The 19,720-nt window shown below is 64.6% G+C and carries 19 protein-coding genes and 1 rRNA gene; 14 read left to right on the top strand and 6 right to left on the bottom strand.

The window, feature by feature from the left end; genetic code table 11:
- The 3 genes from BLS61_RS22750 to BLS61_RS22740 form a co-directional block, all read right to left on the bottom strand.
- Positions 1–156 (bottom strand): 16S ribosomal RNA (locus BLS61_RS22750); the annotation flags it as partial.
- Positions 157–684: 528 nt separating this feature from the next.
- The gene (locus BLS61_RS22745) at positions 685–1,908 is read right to left on the bottom strand and encodes a CaiB/BaiF CoA transferase family protein (protein WP_090435156.1); all 1,224 of its coding nucleotides are present in this window, start codon (positions 1,906–1,908) and stop codon (positions 685–687) included.
- Positions 1,909–1,975: 67 nt separating this feature from the next.
- Positions 1,976–3,154: an acyl-CoA dehydrogenase gene (locus tag BLS61_RS22740; protein WP_090435153.1), complete on the bottom strand. Its 1,179-nt coding sequence runs from the start codon at positions 3,152–3,154 to the stop codon at positions 1,976–1,978.
- Between the two features lie 180 nt (positions 3,155–3,334).
- Between BLS61_RS22740 and BLS61_RS22735 the strand changes: the two genes are divergently transcribed.
- The 9 genes from BLS61_RS22735 to BLS61_RS22695 all read left to right on the top strand — a co-directional run bounded on the left by BLS61_RS22735 (position 3,335) and on the right by BLS61_RS22695 (position 11,410).
- Complete coding sequence (locus BLS61_RS22735; RefSeq protein WP_090435150.1) at positions 3,335–4,231, top strand: LysR family transcriptional regulator; 897 nt, start codon at positions 3,335–3,337, stop codon at positions 4,229–4,231.
- 470 nt (positions 4,232–4,701) lie between these two features.
- The gene (locus tag BLS61_RS22730; protein ID WP_090435148.1) at positions 4,702–5,823 is read left to right on the top strand and encodes a Re/Si-specific NAD(P)(+) transhydrogenase subunit alpha; all 1,122 of its coding nucleotides are present in this window, start codon (positions 4,702–4,704) and stop codon (positions 5,821–5,823) included.
- Positions 5,824–5,834: 11 nt separating this feature from the next.
- On the top strand, positions 5,835–6,146 hold the full coding sequence (locus BLS61_RS22725) for an NAD(P) transhydrogenase subunit alpha part 2 (RefSeq protein WP_090435146.1): 312 nt from the start codon (positions 5,835–5,837) through the stop codon (positions 6,144–6,146).
- A 3-nt stretch (positions 6,147–6,149) separates the two neighbouring features.
- Positions 6,150–7,586 carry an NAD(P)(+) transhydrogenase (Re/Si-specific) subunit beta gene (locus BLS61_RS22720; RefSeq protein ID WP_090435143.1) on the top strand — a complete coding sequence of 479 codons (1,437 nt, stop codon included), beginning with the start codon at positions 6,150–6,152 and terminating at the stop codon, positions 7,584–7,586.
- A 358-nt stretch (positions 7,587–7,944) separates the two neighbouring features.
- Complete coding sequence (locus tag BLS61_RS22715) at positions 7,945–8,160, top strand: DUF1127 domain-containing protein (protein WP_090435140.1); 216 nt, start codon at positions 7,945–7,947, stop codon at positions 8,158–8,160.
- A 223-nt stretch (positions 8,161–8,383) separates the two neighbouring features.
- Entirely contained in the window at positions 8,384–8,587 is a 204-nt protein-coding gene (locus tag BLS61_RS22710; RefSeq protein WP_090435137.1) for a DUF1127 domain-containing protein, read from the top strand.
- 81 nt (positions 8,588–8,668) lie between these two features.
- Positions 8,669–8,992, top strand: coding sequence for a DUF2388 domain-containing protein (locus BLS61_RS22705; RefSeq protein WP_090435135.1), 324 nt, complete (start codon positions 8,669–8,671; stop codon positions 8,990–8,992).
- A 145-nt stretch (positions 8,993–9,137) separates the two neighbouring features.
- Positions 9,138–9,458, top strand: coding sequence for a DUF2388 domain-containing protein (locus BLS61_RS22700; protein ID WP_090435133.1), 321 nt, complete (start codon positions 9,138–9,140; stop codon positions 9,456–9,458).
- Positions 9,455–11,410, top strand: coding sequence for a DUF7844 domain-containing protein (locus tag BLS61_RS22695; RefSeq protein WP_090435130.1), 1,956 nt, complete (start codon positions 9,455–9,457; stop codon positions 11,408–11,410). Before BLS61_RS22700 ends, BLS61_RS22695 begins: the two co-directional genes overlap by 4 nt.
- Positions 11,411–11,489: 79 nt before the next feature.
- Here BLS61_RS22695 and BLS61_RS22690 read toward each other — a convergent pair whose 3' ends face one another.
- Positions 11,490–11,894: a GFA family protein gene (locus BLS61_RS22690; RefSeq protein WP_090435128.1), complete on the bottom strand. Its 405-nt coding sequence runs from the start codon at positions 11,892–11,894 to the stop codon at positions 11,490–11,492.
- Between the two features lie 68 nt (positions 11,895–11,962).
- On the opposite strand from BLS61_RS22690, the gene BLS61_RS22685 reads away from it, so the two are divergent.
- A complete protein-coding gene (locus BLS61_RS22685) occupies positions 11,963–12,868 on the top strand; it encodes an AEC family transporter (RefSeq protein WP_090435125.1) in 906 nt (301 codons plus the stop codon).
- A gap of 28 nt (positions 12,869–12,896) precedes the next feature.
- On the opposite strand, the gene BLS61_RS22680 is transcribed toward BLS61_RS22685, so the two are convergent.
- Positions 12,897–13,637: a substrate-binding periplasmic protein gene (locus BLS61_RS22680; protein WP_090435122.1), complete on the bottom strand. Its 741-nt coding sequence runs from the start codon at positions 13,635–13,637 to the stop codon at positions 12,897–12,899.
- A 187-nt stretch (positions 13,638–13,824) separates the two neighbouring features.
- Here BLS61_RS22680 and BLS61_RS22675 point away from each other — a divergent pair, with 187 nt between their 5' ends.
- The 4 genes from BLS61_RS22675 to BLS61_RS22660 all read left to right on the top strand — a co-directional run bounded on the left by BLS61_RS22675 (position 13,825) and on the right by BLS61_RS22660 (position 18,116).
- Positions 13,825–14,955 (top strand): PilT/PilU family type 4a pilus ATPase, encoded by a 1,131-nt coding sequence (locus BLS61_RS22675; protein WP_090435119.1) that lies wholly within the window; start codon positions 13,825–13,827, stop codon positions 14,953–14,955.
- Positions 14,956–15,178: 223 nt separating this feature from the next.
- Entirely contained in the window at positions 15,179–16,168 is a 990-nt protein-coding gene (locus tag BLS61_RS22670; RefSeq protein WP_090435116.1) for a phospholipase C/P1 nuclease family protein, read from the top strand.
- A complete protein-coding gene (locus BLS61_RS22665; protein ID WP_090435113.1) occupies positions 16,169–17,419 on the top strand; it encodes a peptidylprolyl isomerase in 1,251 nt (416 codons plus the stop codon).
- A 115-nt stretch (positions 17,420–17,534) separates the two neighbouring features.
- A complete protein-coding gene (locus BLS61_RS22660) occupies positions 17,535–18,116 on the top strand; it encodes a hypothetical protein (RefSeq protein WP_090435110.1) in 582 nt (193 codons plus the stop codon).
- Here the strand turns inward: BLS61_RS22660 and BLS61_RS22655 are convergent, their stop codons facing one another.
- A complete protein-coding gene (locus BLS61_RS22655; RefSeq protein ID WP_090435107.1) occupies positions 18,117–19,631 on the bottom strand; it encodes a uracil permease in 1,515 nt (504 codons plus the stop codon).
- Between the last annotated feature and the right edge of the window lie 89 nt (positions 19,632–19,720).

Genomic DNA, 19,720 nt, shown 5'->3' with positions numbered 1-19,720 from the left:
TTTCGGAACGTTATCCCCCACTACCAGGCAGATTCCTAGGCATTACTCACCCGTCCGCCGCTAAATCAGGGAGCAAGCTCCCCTCATCCGCTCGACTTGCATGTGTTAGGCCTGCCGCCAGCGTTCAATCTGAGCCATGATCAAACTCTTCAGTTCAATACTGCTTGGGTTTTGAGAAAACCCTAAACTTGGCTCAGCAATCGCAAATCTCTTACTTAAAAGAGTAACTCTCGAATTCACGAGTGTTGCTTTGTGATGCTGATAATCTGTCGACTATCAGTCTTACCTCACAAGCACCCACACGAATTGCTTGATTCAGTTGTTAAAGAACAGTTGGTTAAGCTTTCATCTCAACCGAGGCCGCGCATTCTACAGCAGCCTTTCTTTCTGTCAAGCTGTTTTTCGAAGAATTTTTTCTTTCTACTCAACAACTTGCAGCAACCTCAGCTTCATCTCTTCCGCTTCGGTGAGGCGCGCATTCTACAGCACCTCGTTACTCCGTCAAGTTGTTTTTGAAGAAATTTTCTTTCTATCTCAACAACTTAGCGCTTCGTCAAACCTGGGTTCGTCTCAGCGAGGCGCGCATTCTACATGAGCACAGCGTGCTGTAAACCCCTGATATGCAAAAAATTGCGCAAAACGGATCAGCGCCCCTTTTTCCCTCTTCTATATAGGGCAACAAGCTCAGATCACACCCGCCTCACGCAACTCAGCGACCTGTGTTTCGCTCATACCTAGCAGCCGTTGCAACAGGGCCTCGGTGTGCTGCCCCAACAACGGCGGAGCCGAGCGATAAGCCACTGGCGTAGCAGATAGGCGCAGCGGACTGGCGACTTGCGGCGTAGTGCTGCCCATGGCGTTGGGCAGGTCGAGACGCAGCCCACGCGCCTGCACCTGCGGATCGGCGAACACCTGCTGCAGGTCGTTGATCGGCCCACAGGGCACGCCGGCCTTCTCCAGCAGCTCGATCCACTGCGCCGTGGTCTTGAAGACAGTGGCCTGGCGCAGCAGTGGAATCAGCTCGGCACGATGCGCGACCCGCGCCTTATTGGTGGAAAAACGCGGATCGTCGGCCAAAGCCGGAAGGCCGGCGACCTCGCAGAACTTGCGGAACTGACCGTCATTACCCACGGCCAGGATGAAGTTGCCGTCAGCGCTGGGGAAGTCCTGGTACGGCACGATATTGGGGTGGGCATTACCCAGACGCCTGGGCGATACACCCGTTGCCAGGTAGTTCATGGCCTGGTTGGCCAGACAGGCGACCTGCACGTCGAGCAATGCCACATCTATATGCTGGCCGATATTGGACTGCTCACGCTGATTCAACGCGGCCAGCACGCCCACGGTGGCATAGAGCCCGGTAAGGATATCGGTCAGCGCCACGCCGACCTTCATCGGTCCCGCCCCCTCTTCACCTTCCGGGCGCCCGGTCAGACTCATCAGACCGCCGAGCCCCTGGATCATGAAGTCGTAACCGGCACGCTTGGCGTAGGGGCCGGTCTGGCCGAAACCGGTGATGGAGCAGTAGATCAGGCGCGGATTAATTGCCTTGAGCGATTCATAGTCGAGGCCGTAGGCCGCCAACCCGCCGACCTTGAAGTTCTCCAGCAAGACATCGCACTGCGCGACCAGCTCACGAACCAGACGCTGCCCTTCAGGCTGGGTGAAGTCCAGGGTCAGGGATTGCTTGTTGCGATTGGCACTCTGGAAGTAAGCCGCCTCACGCGAATCATTGCCTTCAGCGTCCTTTATATAGGGAGGCCCCCAGTGTCGAGTGTCGTCCCCGCTTCCCGGTCGCTCGACCTTGATCACCTCGGCACCCAGATCACCCAGGATCTGCCCGCACCAGGGGCCGGCGAGCACACGAGACAGGTCGAGGACACGGATATGGGACAGGGCACCGGTCATGGGAACTCCGTAGGGTGCGCCGCGCGCACCATGAACCACTCGGTGGTGCGCACAGCGCACCCTACTATTAGAAGAACGCCTGGATACCGGTCTGCGCACGGCCGAGGATCAGCGCATGCACGTCATGGGTGCCTTCGTAGGTGTTGACCACCTCAAGGTTGACCAGATGGCGGGCGATACCGAACTCGTCGCTGATGCCGTTGCCGCCCAGCATGTCGCGCGCCATGCGAGCGATATCCAGGGCCTTGCCGCAGCTGTTGCGCTTCATGATCGAGGTGATTTCCACGGCCGCGGCGCCTTCGTCCTTCATCCGACCGAGGCGCAGGCAGCCTTGCAGGGCCAGGGTGATTTCGGTCTGCATGTCGGCCAGCTTCTTCTGGATCAGCTGATTGGCCGCCAGCGGCCGGCCGAACTGGTGGCGATCCAGCACGTACTGGCGCGCGGTGTGCCAGCAAAACTCGGCGGCGCCCAGCGCGCCCCAGCTGATGCCGTAACGGGCCGAGTTCAGGCAGGTGAACGGGCCGCGCAGGCCTCGCACGTCCGGGAAGGCGTTCTCTTCGGGGCAGAACACGCTGTCCATGACGATCTCGCCGGTGATCGAGGCGCGCAGCCCAACCTTGCCATGAATCGCCGGTGCGGACAGACCTTGCCAACCCTTCTCCAGCACGAAGCCGCGAATCTCGCCGGCGTCGTCCTTGGCCCAGACCACGAATACGTCGGCGATCGGGCTATTGGTGATCCACATCTTGCTGCCGGTCAGGCGGTAGCCGCCCTCGACCTTCTTGGCGCGGGTGACCATGGAGCCCGGATCGGAGCCATGGTTCGGCTCGGTCAGACCGAAGCAGCCGATATATTCGCCGCTGGCCAGCTTGGGCAGGTACCTCTGCTTGGTCGCTTCATTGCCGAACTCATTGATCGGCACCATCACCAGCGAGGACTGCACGCTCATCATCGAGCGATAGCCGGAGTCGATACGCTCCACTTCACGAGCGATCAGGCCGTAGCACACGTAGTTCAGGCCGCTGCCACCGTAGGCCTCGGGAATGGTCGCGCCGAGCAGACCGGTTTCGCCCATCTCGCGGAAGATCGCAGGATCGGTGCGCTCATGACGGAATGCCTCCAGCACGCGCGGTGCCAACTTGTCATTGGCGAATTGCTGGGCACTGTCACGCACCATGCGCTCTTCTTCAGTCAGTTGCTGATCCAGCAGCAGCGGGTCGATCCAGTTGAAGCTTGCCTTGGCCATCGCGAGAAACCTCGAAGCGGTGAAGTGAGCGGTCGACACTGCCGACCCTGAATGACACTGATCCTAGGCCGGCTTAGCGCAAGGGACAAACGCAGATTTCGCACAGTCCTGTGCTTTTCACTCACTTCGAGATAGCCTAAATGGCCGTATCTGTCGCCCATGAGTGAGGCTTACGCATAAATGCGCCGCAAGATTCCCAGCACCGCCGCCCTGATCGCCTTCGAGTCGGCTGCCCGCCACCAGAGCTTCACCAAGGCGGCCGACGAGCTCAACCTGACGCAGAGCGCGATCTGCAGGCAGATCGGCGGGCTGGAAAGCTTTCTCAACGTCGAACTGTTCCGCCGCTCACGGCGCGGGGTGGTGCTGACCGAGGCCGGTGTCGCCTATAGCCGCAAGGTGGCGGCGCAACTCGATGCAGTGGAGCGCGATACCCTGGCGCTGATGGGTAATCAGGGCACGACCAGTATCGAACTGGCGGTGGTGCCGACCTTCGGTACGCAATGGCTGGTGCCGCGCCTGCGCGCCTTCCAGCAACTGCACCCGGAAGTGACGGTACACCTGACCAACCGCACCCGCCCGTTCCTGTTCGCCGATACCCACTTCGATGCTGCGATCTATTACGGCGATGCCGAATGGTCCGGTACCGAGGCGCACTTTCTGATGCACGAGCATCTGCTGCCGGTCTGCAGCCCGGCGCTGCTGGGCGATAAGCCCGCCACAGCCGAACGCATCGCTGCGCTACCGCTGCTGCAGCAGACCACTCGCCCCTATGCCTGGCGTCAGTGGTTCGCCGCCCAGGGCATGAGCGTGCCGCGCGACATGACCGGCCCGCGCCTGGAGCTGTTCTCCATGCTGGCCCAGGCAGCACGGCATGAGATGGGCGTCGCATTGATCCCGCCCTTCCTGATTCAGCGCGAACTGGCGGAAGGCAGCCTGGTCATCGCCCTCGACCGCGCCGTGCCCAACAACGACCGCGCCTATTACCTGATGGTGCCGGAGCGCAAGGCCGAGTCCTCGGCGCTCAAGGCCTTCCGCGACTGGCTACTGGCGCAGGCCGCGGCCTACCGCGAAGGATGAAGCCCCCCGGCATGCGCATCGCCACTGCACAGGGCGCGCCTGCTGAGAGCAGAAACGAAACGGGTAGCGAAGCGGCGGTCACACTACAACGCCTCCTGTGCATCAATCCGCGTCACACCAGTACTTTCGGGGCATTCAACTATTTCGAACGCCCCGTTCGCTACTTTTCACAAGGCAGTAAAAGCGACCAACGGCTATTCGCTGCATGAATGCTCCATTGGGCCTGCAACGCCCGCTGGCTCTGCTCTCCCCCAGATATGGCGGGGCCTGCGCCCAGTATAAAAATCCCTCATAGACCCATTACTTGTAGTAATCCATTTTTTTTACTCCATAACTTCTTGTAAGGGTCCGCGATCGATTGCACAATCGCCGCGCCCGTCGAGTTCGGGCAGGTTTTGTGCTGATCCCCAATCGCCGGCGTGCCAGCGCAGTGCACCGGTTCACAAAAAAGATCACGCAGGAGATTAGACGTGCACATCGGTGTTCCTCTCGAAACCCATGCCGGGGAGACGCGGGTTGCCGCAACCCCGGAGACCATCAAGAAGCTGGTCGGCCAAGGTCATCAGGTGACCGTGCAGGCCGGCGCCGGCATCAGCGCCAGCATTCCGGACAGCGCATACCAGGCTGCTGGCGCGACCATTGGCAACGATTCTGCCGCGTTTGGCGCAGACCTGGTGCTCAAGGTGGTCGCCCCAACCGAGGCCGAACTGGCACACATGAAAGCCGGCGCCGTGCTGGTGGGCATGCTCAACCCGTTCTGCAACGACACCATCGCGCGCATGAATGCCCGCGGCATCACTGCTTTCGCCCTGGAGGCCGCGCCGCGCACCTCTCGCGCGCAGAGCCTGGACGTACTGAGCTCGCAGGCCAACATCGCCGGCTACAAGGCGGTGATGCTCGCTGCCAACCACTACCCGCGCTTCATGCCGATGCTGATGACCGCTGCCGGTACCGTGAAGGCCGCGCGCGTGCTGATCCTCGGCGCCGGTGTCGCCGGCCTGCAGGCCATCGCCACCGCCAAGCGCCTGGGTGCGGTGATCGAGGCCTCCGATGTGCGTCCTGCGGTCAAGGAGCAGATCGAGTCGCTCGGCGCGAAGTTCGTCGACGTGCCGTTCGAGACCGATGAGGAGCGCGAGTGCGCGCAAGGCGTCGGCGGCTATGCCCGTCCCATGCCGCAATCCTGGATGGAACGCCAGGCCAAGGCCGTGCATGAGCGCGCCAAGCAGGCCGACATCGTCATCACCACCGCGCTGATTCCGGGCCGCAAGGCACCGACGCTGCTGCATGAGGCCACCGTCGCCGAAATGAAGCCGGGCTCGGTGGTCATCGACCTGGCCGCAGCGCAAGGCGGCAACTGCCCGCTGACCGAGGCCGACCAGGTGGTGGTCAAGCACGGCGTGACCCTCGTCGGCCACACCAACCTGGCCGCACTGGTACCGGCGGACGCTTCCGCCCTGTATGCACGCAACCTGCTGGACTTCCTCAAGCTCGTGATCGACAAGGAAGGCCAGTTCCAGCTCAACCTCGAAGACGACATCGTCGCGGCTTGCCTGATGTGCAATGCCGGCGAAGTCGTGCGCAAGAACGGTTAAGGAGTAGGGACATGGACCTGATTTCCGACGGCATCTACAACCTGATCATCTTCGTGCTGGCCATCTATGTCGGCTACCACGTGGTATGGAACGTCACCCCGGCCCTGCACACCCCGCTAATGGCCGTGACCAATGCCATCTCGGCGATCGTGATCGTCGGCGCCATGCTGGCCGCCGCTCTCACCGTCACCCCGCTGGGCAAGACCATGGGCACCCTGGCCGTGGCCCTGGCCGCGGTCAACGTATTCGGCGGCTTCCTGGTAACCCGGCGCATGCTGGAAATGTTCAAGAAGAAGGCCCCGAAGGCCCAGGTGGAGAAGTAATCGATGAGCATGAACCTGATCACTGTTCTCTACCTCGTCGCCTCGGTGTGTTTCATCCAGGCGCTCAAGGGCCTGTCGCACCCGACCACGTCGCGGCGCGGCAACCTGTTCGGCATGATCGGCATGGCCATCGCCATCGTCACCACGGTCGGCCTGATTCACAAGCTGGGCAGCGAGCTGGCCGTGCAGGGCCTGGGCTTCGTCATCGTCGGCCTGCTGGTCGGCGGCAGCATCGGCACGGTCATGGCCAGGCGTGTGGAAATGACCAAGATGCCCGAGCTGGTCGCCTTCATGCACAGCATGATCGGCCTGGCAGCCGTGTGCATCGCCATCGCCGCGGTGGCCGAGCCGCAGTCGCTGGGCATCGTTGCCAGCATGGCCGACCCGATCCCGGCCGGTAACCGCCTGGAACTGTTCCTCGGTGCAGCCATCGGCGCCATCACCTTCTCCGGGTCGGTGATCGCCTTCGGCAAACTGTCGGGCAAGTACAAGTTCCGCCTGTTCCAGGGCGCGCCGGTGGTCTTCAAGGGCCAGCACCTGCTCAACCTGGCTGTCGGCCTGGCCATTCTTGGCCTGGGCCTGGCGTACACCTTCACCGGCGACATCACCTCCTTCGCCATCCTGGTGGCACTGGCCTTCGTCATCGGCGTGCTGATCATCATCCCGATCGGCGGCGCCGACATGCCGGTGGTGGTGTCGATGCTCAACAGCTACTCGGGCTGGGCCGCGGCCGGTATCGGTTTCTCGCTGAACAACTCGATGCTGATCGTCGCAGGCTCCCTGGTGGGCTCCTCGGGCGCGATCCTCTCCTACATCATGTGCAAGGCGATGAACCGCTCGTTTTTCAACGTCATCCTCGGCGGCTTCGGCGCCGATGCCGACGCGGCTGCCGCTGGCGGCAGTCAGGAGCAGCGCAGCGTGAAGTCGGGCTCCAGCGACGACGCCGCCTTCCTGCTGACCAACGCCGACACCGTGGTCATCGTGCCCGGTTACGGCCTGGCCGTGGCCCGCGCCCAGCACGCGCTGATGGAACTGGCGGAGAAGCTGACCCACCGCGGCGTGACCGTGAAGTACGCGATCCACCCGGTAGCCGGCCGTATGCCGGGCCATATGAACGTGCTGCTGGCCGAGGCCGAAGTGCCCTATGAGCAGGTGTTCGAGATGGAGGACATCAACTCCGAGTTCGGCCAGACCGACGTGGTGCTGGTGCTCGGCGCCAACGACGTGGTCAACCCGGCAGCGAAGAACGATCCGAAGTCGCCGATCGCCGGCATGCCGATCCTCGAGGCGTACAAGGCCAAGACCGTGATCGTCAACAAGCGCTCGATGGCCAGCGGCTATGCCGGCCTGGACAACGAACTGTTCTACATGGACAAGACCATGATGGTCTTCGGCGATGCCAAGAAGGTCATCGAGGACATGGTCAAGGCCGTGGAATAAGGCCTGACCAGTCAGACAGGAAACCCGGCCATGTGCCGGGTTTCTCATTTTCGGCACCAGCTAAAAAATTGATTTTCAGGTCAACGACCGCAACAGATCAATTCAGAACTGTACCGCTTGAAAAACCGATATTTTTGGGTTGCACCCAGTTAAAAATCTCGTATAAACCGGTTGCACCCAGTTTTTCAACTTATGGCCAGTACAGTTTTCTCAATTCCTGACCGAACAGTTACAAAGCAACCTATCTAATAGCACAACAATTTCATCCAGCTGTGACTACTGGGTCCCGCCTGCACTCGGGATAATTTGCCCATCGAAAGCAAACACCAGACCCGCCACAAGCGGAAGGATGACCACCATGGAACGTACCCTCAGTTCCGCCCTGCTTCAGACTCATAGTGCCGCCAGCGACAAATCGGCCTGGCCGCTCCGCGTGATCGCCACCCTCAGCCTGTGGCAGCGCCGCATCGTCAGCCGTCGTCAACTGGCTCGACTGGATGCCCGCCTGCTGGCCGACGCCGGTATCACCGAAAACCAGCGCTACGTCGAACTGCAGAAGCCGTTCTGGCGCTGATACACCGCTTTGCTCCATCCCAAGTTGGGATCTTCTGAGAGCTCCACCGTCTCTGCTGCGGTGGGGCTTTCGTTTTATCTGCAACAGTCATCGCCCGAGCGAGCGATACAGTTGCGATAAAACCGCCACTGCCCCCGCACAATTCTCCTCGTTTGTATCTGCTCCCCTGAGCGCGCCTGCGCGACCATGCACTGCCACCCTTGTCTGTCGACGGGAGAACGCCATGGAACGCACTCAGCAACACCTCGCGCAAGCTGAACACGGCAGCGATCTGCGCTGGCTAAACCTCTACGCACGGCTGCGCCAGTGGCAACGCAACCGACGCACCCGCCAACAGCTCGCCCTGCTCGACGATCGGCAGTTGGCCGACGCCGGCATCAGCAGCGCCCAGCGCGAGCAGGAGCTGGCCAAGCCTTTCTGGCGCTGAGCCAGCAATGGAGCTGCAAGGGGGCGTTGGGCTAAGCTTCGGCTGCGGGCAGCATTTCGACCCGAGCACAGGAGTGACCCAATGCACCTGAACAAATCCCTGATTGCCGCGCTGCTATCGCTAGGGCTGGCGGGCGGCGCTTGCGCCAGCAGCCTGGTCGCGACCACCGACACCCTGGGGGGAGCCCTGGCGGGCACCGCCGAGGGCCTGTCCGACGCAACCAGCTCGCTGCGAGACATGAAGCAAGTGCGTGCGGCCCGTGATGACGCCGCCAGTTTCGTCGCCAGCGCCGGCGCCATTCGCAGCGCCCGTCTCGAAGCCGCCCTGCGGCAGATTCGCAGCCACGACGCCGAGCTGGCGCACGCCGATGATCTCGCTCTGGCCCAGGCCATCCTCGGCCTGTGAAAACTTTGCACACGTCTGGCGAATGACTCGCTGCTGACCGCCGCAGCCTGGCCCCGTAAACTTCGCCCTCCTGCCTGGCCGCGGGGAACCGCGCCGGCCTGTCTACGTCAAATCGTCCGTTCTGCCGTTCTCGGAGCTACTCATCATGCGTCGTTCATTCGCCATCGCCTTCACCGCCTGCGCCCTGTTCAGCGGTATCGCCCAGGCGCAAACCGTGGTCGCCACCAGCAACATCGTGGTGCGCGCCCTGGATCGCAGCATCAACTTCACCTCCGACACCACCACCTCGCTGCGCGACATGAAAGCCGTGGTGCAGGCGCGTGACGACGCCGCCAGCTTTGTCGCCAGCGCCGGTGAAATTCGCGGCGCGCAACTGGAGGCCGCGCTGCAAGCCATTCGCCAGCAACTGCCTGAAGCGCAGGGCGCCAGCGACCTGCAACTGGCCGAAGCCATTCTCGCCCTGTGACCCACCTCGTCGCCTGGTGCTGCGGCGCGCTGCTGGCATTGGCCGCAGGCGTCGTCCAGGCGCAATTGCGTCTGGCGCTGGACGACAGCGCTCTGAACAGCGCTGAACGCCCGGCGAGCCAGTCCCTTCTGGACGAGGCGATGGCGGCACTGCCACCTCGCTTCATCCAGCGACTGGATCGTGAAGTGAAGGTCAGCTGGCGCACCGGATTGCCCTCGGAGGTCTACGGCCAGGTCGGACGCTTCAGCGGTATCGAACTCAATGCCGAATTGCTGCCCAAACTGGTCGATGGCTCGGCGGCCCGCAACCAGACCGGTCGCCCGCACGGCACCCAGCGCCAGGAGTTGCTGGCGACCCTGCTGCACGAGCTGACCCATCTCTACGACCGCGCCCGTCTCTGGTCGGCGGCCGAGCGCCGGCATCTCAGCCACTGCCGACAACGCGCCAGTGCGCTGGGCCTGGTCGGGCTGCCGGAAGATTGCCGTGGCCAGACCGAACGGCGTTTCACCCTCAGCGACGATCCGCGACTGCTCGACCTGGCCGGCTGGCAGCAGCGCGTCGGCCAGCGCGGCACGCGCGATTCCAAGAACGGCCAGGTCGCGCGCAGCCCGGACAGTTACGAGCTGACCAATGCGCTGGAGTTCGTCGCGGTCAACCTCGAATACTTCCTGCTCGACCCCAGCTACGCCTGTCGCCGCCCCTCGCTGGCGCGCTATTTTCGCGAGCACTTCGACTGGACACCGGCCAGCGCGCCCTGCGCCAGCGACCTTCCCTACCTCAACGCCGGGCGCGATTTCGCCGTTCAGCCCCTGGGGCGACTCGACCCGGAGCGCGTGTATGAGGTCGATTACTTGCTCGCCGAGGCCAACGATGCCTGGATGAGCCGCTGGGGCCACAGCATGCTGCGCCTGGTGGTCTGCGCGCCAGGCCGACCGCGCGGCCCGGACTGTCGCCTGGATCTCGACCATCACCTGGTGCTCTCCTACCGTGCCTTCGTCGGCGATGTGCAGTTGTCGAGCTGGGATGGCCTGACCGGCGTCTATCCCTCACGCCTGTTCGTCCTGCCGCTGGAGCAGGTGATCGACGAATACACCAAGGTCGAACTGCGCAGCCTGGCCTCGGTGCCGTTGCGCCTGTCGCGCGATGAGCTCGAACAACTGGTGGTGCGTGCCGCCGAACAGCACTGGAGCTATGACGGCGACTACTACTTCGTCTCCAACAACTGCGCGGTGGAAACCCTCAAGTTGCTGCGCAGCGGCACCGGCAATCCGCGCCTGCATGCGCTGGACAGCATCCTGCCCAACGGCCTGCTGGAGCTGATGGATGCTCGCGGCCTGGCCGACACCAGCGTGCTCGACGACCCACGTGAAGCACTGCGCCTGGGCTATCGCTTCGACTCCTTCCGCGAGCGCTACCAGGCGATGTTCCGCGTTCTGCGCGAACGTCTGCCGATCACTCAGGACAGCGTCGAGGCCTGGCTGGAGCAGCCTGCACAGGATCGCAGCCAGTGGTTCGCCAAGGCCGACCTGCGCGCCAGCGCAGCCCTCTTGCTGCTGGAACAGGCCGGACTGCGCCGACAACTGCTGCTGGCCCAGGACGAACTCAAACGCCGCTACCTCAGCGGTCGCGCGGCGGGGGATCCGAGTTTGAACAAGGCTGGCGCCGCCCTGGAGCAGATTCTCGCGGGCAGCGGCTTTCTCAGCCGCCCGGCGGAGCTACTCGAAGGCGGCTACGGCTTGCCGCAGCAGCAGGAATGGGAGCGCCTCGAAGCCAGCAGCCGTGACCGCCAGCAGCAGCTGCGCCAGCTGAGCGACGAACTCGACGACGAGGTGCGCAACCTGCTGCAGCCCGAGCGCCTGGCCGAGCTGGAGGCCAACGAGGCCAATCTGCTCGCCCTGGGCGAGCACCTGCGCGCGCTGCACAAGGCCAGTGGCGGCCTGGAGCTGCCCTAGCCTTTTGAGCAGCCCCAGAGGAAATCCGGCACATCATTCTGCCCAGTCTCCGGATTGCATCCGGGCTACGGTCGACACCCTACGGAATCAACTCCTGATCCTCTTCCGGCAATTGCGGGTCGACCGTCAGCCAGGACAGCCGGCTGCCTACCCAGATATGCCGATCCGCAGGAGCCAGATCTGGCTCATCCAACGTGGCGACGGTTACATCCAGGGTGTCCGGGCTTAGCGAGGTGAACAACGCCAGATGGGCGCCACAGTCACCACAGAAATAGCGCGTGCAACTGGCCGACGAAGCGAAGGCCCTGGGTGTGCCGCGCAGCCATTGGAAAGCATTGCGCGGCACCGTGACCCAGGTGGTGAGAATGCCGCCACTGCTGCGCCGGCAGATCGAGCAGTGGCAGTGCGCGATATCCGTCAGCGGCGCATCGATCCGATAACGCAGCGCGCCGCACTGGCAGCCGCCCTGATGTTCGACCTTCATCCCGCCTCCGCCTTGCATTGCCCTGCGCCGCTGCCCAAGATAGCCGCTCACCACCACCGGGGGTTCCCGTGACAGACCTGCTGCTGGCCCTGTGGCCGCTGTTCGCCATGATAGTTGCTGGCTACTGGCTGCGCCTGCGAGAGTTTCCCAGCGAGGCCTTCTGGCCCGGCGCCGAGCGTCTGAACTATTTCATCCTGTTCCCCGCCCTGCTGTTCTCCAGCCTGGCCCAGGCACCACTGAGCAATCCGGCGCTGCCGCGCCTGGGCCTGGCGGTGCTGCTCGGCCTGGGTATCGTCTGGCTTGCCCTGCTTGTGTTGCGGCGCCTGCGCGGCTGGCCGGCCGGTCGTTTCGGCGCCTTCACCCAGGGCATCCTGCGCTTCAACACCTATCTCGGCCTGGCCGCGGTGGGCAGCCTGTTCGGCCAGGAAGGCCTGACCCTGGCGGCCATCATGCTGGCGCTGATGGTGCCGACGGTAAATGTGCTGTCGGTGTGGTCGCTGACCGCCGAGCGCGGCGTCAGCGCACGCAGCCTGCTGCTGCCGATCATCAAGAATCCATTGATCCTCGCCTGCCTCGGCGGCGCGCTGTTCAACCTGACCGGCATCGGCCTGCCTGGCGGTACGGATCGCCTGCTCAGCCTGCTGGCGGCGGCCAGCCTGCCGCTGGGCCTGCTCTGCGTCGGTGCGGCGCTCAAGCCCGAGCAACTGGGCGGTGAGATTCCCGCGCTGGGCTGGAACACGGCGCTGCGCCTGCTGGCCATGCCGCTGCTGGCCTGGAGCGTGGCCTGGGCCCTGGCGCTGCCGGCCATGGAAAGCGCCGTGCTGGTACTGTTCTTCGCCCTGCCCACGGCGCCCACCGCCTACGTACTGACCCGCCAGCTGGGCGGCGACAGCCAGCTGATGGCCGGCATCATCACCCTGCAGACACTGCTGGCGGCGGGCAGTCTGGTGGCGATCATGGGGCTGCTGGCCTGAGGCTATTGCAGGCTGGGTAGCGCTGCCGCTATTCCAGGTTGCTCTCGATCAGCCGCTGATACTCCCCGCGCGCCTTGAGCGCGGCAAGACCGAGGTCGAAGCGTGCGATCAGCTCCGCGGCGCGCGGATGCCGCCTGGAGACGATGAAATGCAGGGTGTTGTTGCCGAGCGTGGTGGTGGAGCGGTGGAACTGGCCGGTCTCGGCACCGATCGCGCGCAGTGCGCTTTCACCCAGATCATGATCGGCGAGAAACAGGTCGTCGCGCTGCAGCAGCAAGAGTTGCGCGCACTCCTTGAGCCCGAGCGGTGAGTGGCGCTGAAGGACCCCGGCATCGACCAGTTCCTGGATCGCTCGTGGCGGCTGCCAACCGAGCGGGTAGCACAGGCGGCGTCCCGCCAGGCGAGGCAGGTCGTCGACTTCGATGCGGTCCTCGCTGCGGCTGAACAGATGCTGCGCGGTGACGTACAGCGGCGCGGAGTAGAGAAAGTCCGCCTCGCGCTCTGCCGAGCGCACGTAGGGAAAGGTGCCATCGTAATCGCCGCGCCGGGTCTGCAGATAACCGCGGTTCCACGGCAGCCAGTCGAGCGTGATCGCCATCCCCTGCTCGGCCAGCGCCGCGCGCACCACCTGGGTGAGTATGCCCTGACCGGGCAATGCCTTGCCGGTGAACGGCGCGTAGTCATCGCCCGTGGCCAGGTGCAGCACCTCGGCGCGCAACGAGGCACACAACAGCAGGCTCAGCAGAGCCGCTCCGCAAAATCTCACCATCGATCTCCAATTACCGGCGTGCAACCGCCTGGGTGCCCCTGACCATTGACTCTTGCTCTCAGGAGCGAAGCTGTCCAGTGCAAAGGCTCATAGGGCGACAATTCGTCCCGATCTCTTGACGCGGAACAAGGGGGCCTGCACGCCGCCGACTATCCTTGCCCTACCACGAACGAACTGCGGCAAGCCGATGAACGACACCAGTGCCAACGACCAGCCCGATGTTTTTCCCTACCTGCAGCTGATGCATCAGCATGCCGGCTCGGACCTGTTCTTCAGCGTCGGCGCACCGCCGCACATGAAGGTAGAAGGGCAGAGCCAGCCGGTCGGCCAGCGCATCATGAAGGCCGGCGAAGTGCAGCAGCTGGCCTATCAGCTGATGACGCAGAAGCAGATCGCCGAGTTCGAGCGCGACCTGGAGATGAACCTGGCCGTCAGCCTGCAGGGCGCCGGCCGCTACCGGGTCAATGTCTACTACCAGCGCGGCGAAGTGGCCATGGTGGTGCGCCTGATCAAGAGCCGGATTCCCAGCTTCGAAGCGCTCGGCCTGCCCAGGCTGCTGGAGAAGCTGGCCATGCAGGATCGCGGGCTGATCCTGGTCACCGGCGCGGCCGGTTCGGGCAAGTCGACCACCCTGGCGGCCATGCTGGACTTTCGCAACCGCCACAGGAGCGGACATATCGTCTGCATCGAGGACCCCATCGAGTTCCTCCACAGCCACCAGCGCTCGATCATCGATCAGCGCGAGGTGGGCCTGGATACCCACAGCTTCGCCGATGCCCTGCGCAATGTGCTGCGCGAGGCACCGGACGTGATCATGCTCGGCGAAATCCGCGACGCCGCCACCATGCAGCACGCCCTGCACTATGCCGAAACCGGCCACCTGTGCGTGGCCACCCTGCACGCCACCAGCAGCAGCCACGCCATCGAACGGATTGCCCGCTTCTTTCCCGACGACGCCCGCAGGCAGGTGCTGGCCGATGTCGCGCACAATCTGCTGGCGGTGATCGGCCAGCGCCTGGTGCCCGGTATCGAACAGAAGCGCGTGGTGGCGGTGGAGCTGATGCTGGGCACGCCCTATATCCGCGACCTGATCCAGCGCGATGAGCTGGACGAGCTGCGCGAGGCCATCGCACGCGCTGCCGAGCAGGGCCTGCAGACCTTCGACCAGCACCTGTTCGCCCTGCTCGAGGCCGGCCGCATCAGCCTGGCCGAAGCGCTCAAGTACGCCGACTCGCGCACCGACCTCAGCCTCAAGTTCAAGCTCGAACGCGGCTTCTCTGCCGACGACGCCGAACTCAAGGTCTTGCGCGACGGCTGACTGGCGCATGCGCTATCGCTCGGCGGCCACTCGGTATCGGAAGCAGGCGCCGCAGCCGCGACCTGGGGCAGACGATCGGCGCCACTGGTCTATACCTCCAAACCAAAGTTGGGTGGCGTCACAAAGCTGGATGAAGCTTTAGTGGATGGGCGAAATTGCAATAGTTTTGCCATCAACTCCCGCTAGTAATGCTCAACACCAACAATAAAAGAGCGCCCTTCCCATGAAAATTCTCAGCACCCTGGCTCTTGGTCTAGGCCTCGCTGTCGCCAGCAGCCAGGCCAGCGCCTGGTCGCAACCGACCCACAAGAACATCGTCAAGGACGCCCTGGCGTTCATGAATTCGGCCCACGCCACGGCCGACATGCGTCGCGCCTACCAGTTCTATGTCGGTGCCGCCGGCAGCGAGGCCCGCGCGGCGGAGGTGCTCGGGCAGGCGGCGTACGACGTGGACGACTTCAAGGACACGCGCCTGGGTGGCTGGTGGGTCGGCTATGAGCACGCACCGGTGGCGGGCGCGGCAGCCTCCATCGTCAACTACACCTCCTATTGGCACTTCATCAACATGGGGCGCCAGGGCGACGCCCACGGCAATGCTCATGGCGGCTACGACTATCGCTACCGCAAGGTGGATGGCAGCTGGAGCGGCGACGTGGACTGGTACGCCATGGTCTACCTGTACAACCGCGAGCTGAAGAAGAGCGACTTCGACACCACCGAGGCGCACTACCGCCAGGGCAGCTACTCCAACTGGCAGGAACACTACGGCGACTTCCAGACCGCCGCCTTCCAGCCCATCGACAACCTGGCCAAGTACTGGTTCGACCAGTTCAGAAGCGCACCCTCGCTGCAGACCATCGGTTATGCCCTGCATGCCACCGGCGACGTGGCCCAGCCACACCACGCCTGGGTGACCTCCGGTAACGGCCATGCCGGCTGGGAGGGCTGGGTGGACGATCACTATTTCCGCGAAGGGCTGAACGACAGCGCGGCGGTGGCCAGCCGGGTCGGCAGCTATGACCCGCAGAAGCCGATCCGCGAGTTGCTGCGCCAGACCGCCAGGGTCGCCTACCAGCGCCCCGAGCCGCTGTACGACACCAGCTATGCCACCCGCCTGCGCGTGGCCAGGGAGCTGATCCCCGAGTCCATCGCCCTGACCGTGGCGGTGCTGACCAAGGGCGCCAACAGCTTCCACGGCCAGGGCGGCCTGTAGGTGCGGTATCTGGCTGGCGCCCTGCTGGCGCTGGGGTTGGCGGGCATCTGCCCGGCGGCCCTGGCCGCCCAGGACCTGCGCATCGACGAGCAGCGCCTGCCCGGCAGGAGCGTGGCCCTGCTGGAGCAGGCCATGACCCGGGTCAAGTTCAATACCGACCTGCGCCGTCTGCGCCTGGGCCTGGCAGAGAACCACCTGCTGGCGCGTGACGTGGAGAACGAGCTGCAGGCCGGCTACCGCCGCGAACTGGATGCCCTGGTGGAAGCGGAGGCGGCCAGCCTGATCGACCAGGTATACGGTCGTCGCTTCGAACAGGACGTGCGCCCCTACCTGCGTCAGCCGCAACCGGTGAGCGGTCGGCAGTTGCGCACGATTCTCGGTGCGCCACAGCAGGGCCTGGTGCTCGACAGCCTGCAGCTCAGCGCACAGCAGCAGACGCAGGCCGGGGCGCTGGTGCTGATCCACTGGCAGTTCCCCGGTGGCCCCGAGCGCCAGCTCGACCTGCTGCAGCTGTACCAGGGCGACAACGTGCAGGGTCGGGTGGAACTGCAGCAGGGCAATCTGCAGTACCTCGCCGAGGCGGTGCGCCAGCATGCCTGGCGCGATTTCCTCTGGCACCAACTGCAACACAAGCAGGGCTTCAGCAGCGACGAACTGACCGGCCTGCGCCAGCTGGTACGGGACAAGCTGGTGCGTCACCAGTATCTGCACCAGATCGGCCTGCACAGCGACTTCCACCACGAAACCCCGCGTCTGCGCGAACTGGCCAGCCAGGTCAGCGACGCCGAGGCCGAGGCCTACTACCAGCGCCACAGGCAGCAGTACCAGAACGTCGCCCGGGTCCAGGCGGCGCATATCCGCCTGGCCGACCAGGCCACGGCAGACCGGGTGCACGCCGAGCTGCAGCAGGGCCTGGACTTCACCGAGGCGGTGCAGCGCTACTCGCTCGCGCCGAGCAAGGCGCTGAATCCGCCTGGGGATCTGGGCGAGATTCGCGCCGATGCCGAAGGCCTGGATTTCCTGCGCAAGACCGCCCTGCTGCAGAAGGCCGGCAGCCTCTCGCAGCCGATGTGGATCGACGATGCCTTCGAGATCGTCCAAGTGCGCGTGCGCGAGGATCGCCAGTTGCCGCTGAGCGACCCCAGCGTGCGTTATGAAGTGAACCAGGCGGTGGCCAAGGAACAGCTGACCCGGCAGTTCCAGGCGCGCGTCGATGCCTTGCTGGCCGGTGCCAGGGTGGAAGGGCTATGAGCCGTGCGTTCGGCCTGATGCCGGGTAGGGTGCGCCATGCGCAGCGAAACCATGCCGCTACTGGTGCGCATGGCGCACCCTGCGGGTTGGCGTTTGCCGGCAGCGGGTGGTCGCGATGAGAGCCTGGCTATTCGGCGCCCTGCTGTGCCTGACGGCTTCGGTCGGCCTGGCGGCCTGGTGGAGCCTGGATGGGCAGGATGCGCGACCAACCCAGGCACTCGCCCCGGCGCTGGCGCCCGCCAGCACGGCGCACCTGGCGCCAGCGCCACCAACCGCAGCCGCCGTCCTGCCGGCTGCAGCGCTCGCGCAACCGGCACCCCGCGAGCCGGTTGCAGACGCCGAACAGGCGCCCAGCCTGAGCGTGCCGGAAGCGCAGATGCTGATGCAGCTGATGGCCGAACAGGGCGACCCGCGCAGCCCGGCCCTGGGCCAGCGTCAGCCACGCCAGGCGGCCAGCGCGGCGCAGCTGGCCGACCCCGCGCAATACCGCGACTTCGAGGAACAGCACAGCCGCGCCCTGATCAAGGCCTACACCGGCGGAATCGAGCAGATTCCGGCGATCCGCCAGCGCATCGAAGAAGAGGCCCAGGCCGGGCGTCGCAGCGCCGAGGAGATCGACGAGGCCCGCGCCGCCCTGCAACAGCTGGAGATGCTGCAAAGCAAGCTGCAGCGCGAGGCCCCCGAACTGCTGCCCTGATCAGTCCCCGGCCGGCGCACGGCCCGCTGGGCCTGGCGCCGGCTCCACCCCGCGCCAGGCATACCAGGCGAAGAACAGCGCCATCAACAGGTAGCCGTGGACGAAGTCCGGCGCGGCGTACCAGGCCAGCTTCGGTGCGTGCATCAGGCCGACAAAGGCCATGCCGGCGGCCACCAGCGCGAACACGGTGGCCTGGCGGAACTGGCGATCGATCACCGCCACGCACATGGCGCCGAGCAGGATGGCGCTGAACATGGCGCCCTGCCCCAGCGCGCCGATGGCGCTGGAAATGCCCTCGACCACCTCGGGAGCGCCGCGGTTGAAACGAGTCGCCAGGTAGTTGGCGAAATACGGCAGCATCGCCAGCGCCACGGCCGGGTAGTAACGGGCATGGTTGCTGTTGAAGGCGGTGGCGATCATCGACATGCCGACGAACACCAGAATGGGCGCCACCACCGCCACCGGGATCAGCGCGGCGATGAAGGCGATCAGGCCGAACATGGTCGCCAGGCCGTACACCGCGCCGTTGAGCAGGCTGTAACCGCGCCCGGCGCCCATCCACTTCGAACCCACGGTGGCGATGTACACGGTGGTCGGGAACACGCCGCCGAACAGGGCACCGAGCGAGGTGCCGAGACCATCCACGGCCTGGCACTCGCGCACACTGTAGCTGTCCCCGGCGGCGCTCATGGCTTCGACGTTGTTCATGGTCTCGATGGCGTTGTAGAGGGTGATCGGCAGGATCACCGTCATCAGCGCCAGCAGGGTGGTGAACAGCAGGCCCAGGCCTTCGTACCAGGCCAGGTTGGGCAACAGCGGGTAGAAACCGAGGTGGGTGAAGGCATCGCTGAACTTGCTGCCGTCAGCCGCGCCGATCAGGTAGGCCAGCGCCGTCCCGACAACGATGGCGAACAGCGAGGCCGGCAGGCGAAATGGCATGCTCACCCGCGCCACCAGACCGACGATGGTGATGGCCAGCACCAGGAGGCCGATCACCGGGATTTCCAGGGTCTTGAACAGCATCTCGCCAGCGATGAAGGTCAGCGCCACGCCGGCCACCGCACCGAGCATGGCAGCACGCGGCAGGTGGCGCTGCACCCAGTTGCCGATCAGGCTGATGGCGGCCTCGATCAGACCACTGATGAAGCAGGCCGCCACCGCCACCTTCCAGGCCAGCTCGGCGTCGCCGGTGAGGTTCTTCGCCGGCAGCAGCACGCCGAACAGGAACACGAACATCACCGGTGTGCTGATGCCGTAGGACAGCGCGGTAACGTCGGCGCGGTTCTCGCGACGGGCCAGGCGCGCGGCGCTCCAGGCGTAGTAGAAGTTGCCGGCCATCACCGCCAACGCCGCACCGGGCAACACCTGGCCGAACACGATCTCGGCGGGAAAGCCCATGCCCAGCATGCTGATGGCGATGATCACGAAGTTGGCGATGTTGTTCTGGAACAGGGCGAAGAAGGCGTCGGTGTCCTCCTTCTTGTACCAGGGATAATGCACGCGCGGCGTCGACATGACGGGCTGGGTCCTTGTCTGAATGGTCAGGCCGGCGAGTCTAGCAATCCGCCGCCTGGGCATAAACGAACAAGGCAGCCGAAGCTCAA

It is taken from the genome of Ectopseudomonas guguanensis (assembly GCF_900104265.1).
Taxonomy (GTDB): Bacteria; Pseudomonadota; Gammaproteobacteria; order Pseudomonadales; family Pseudomonadaceae; genus Aquipseudomonas; species Aquipseudomonas guguanensis.
This window is presented reverse-complemented; position numbering and strand designations above follow the sequence as displayed.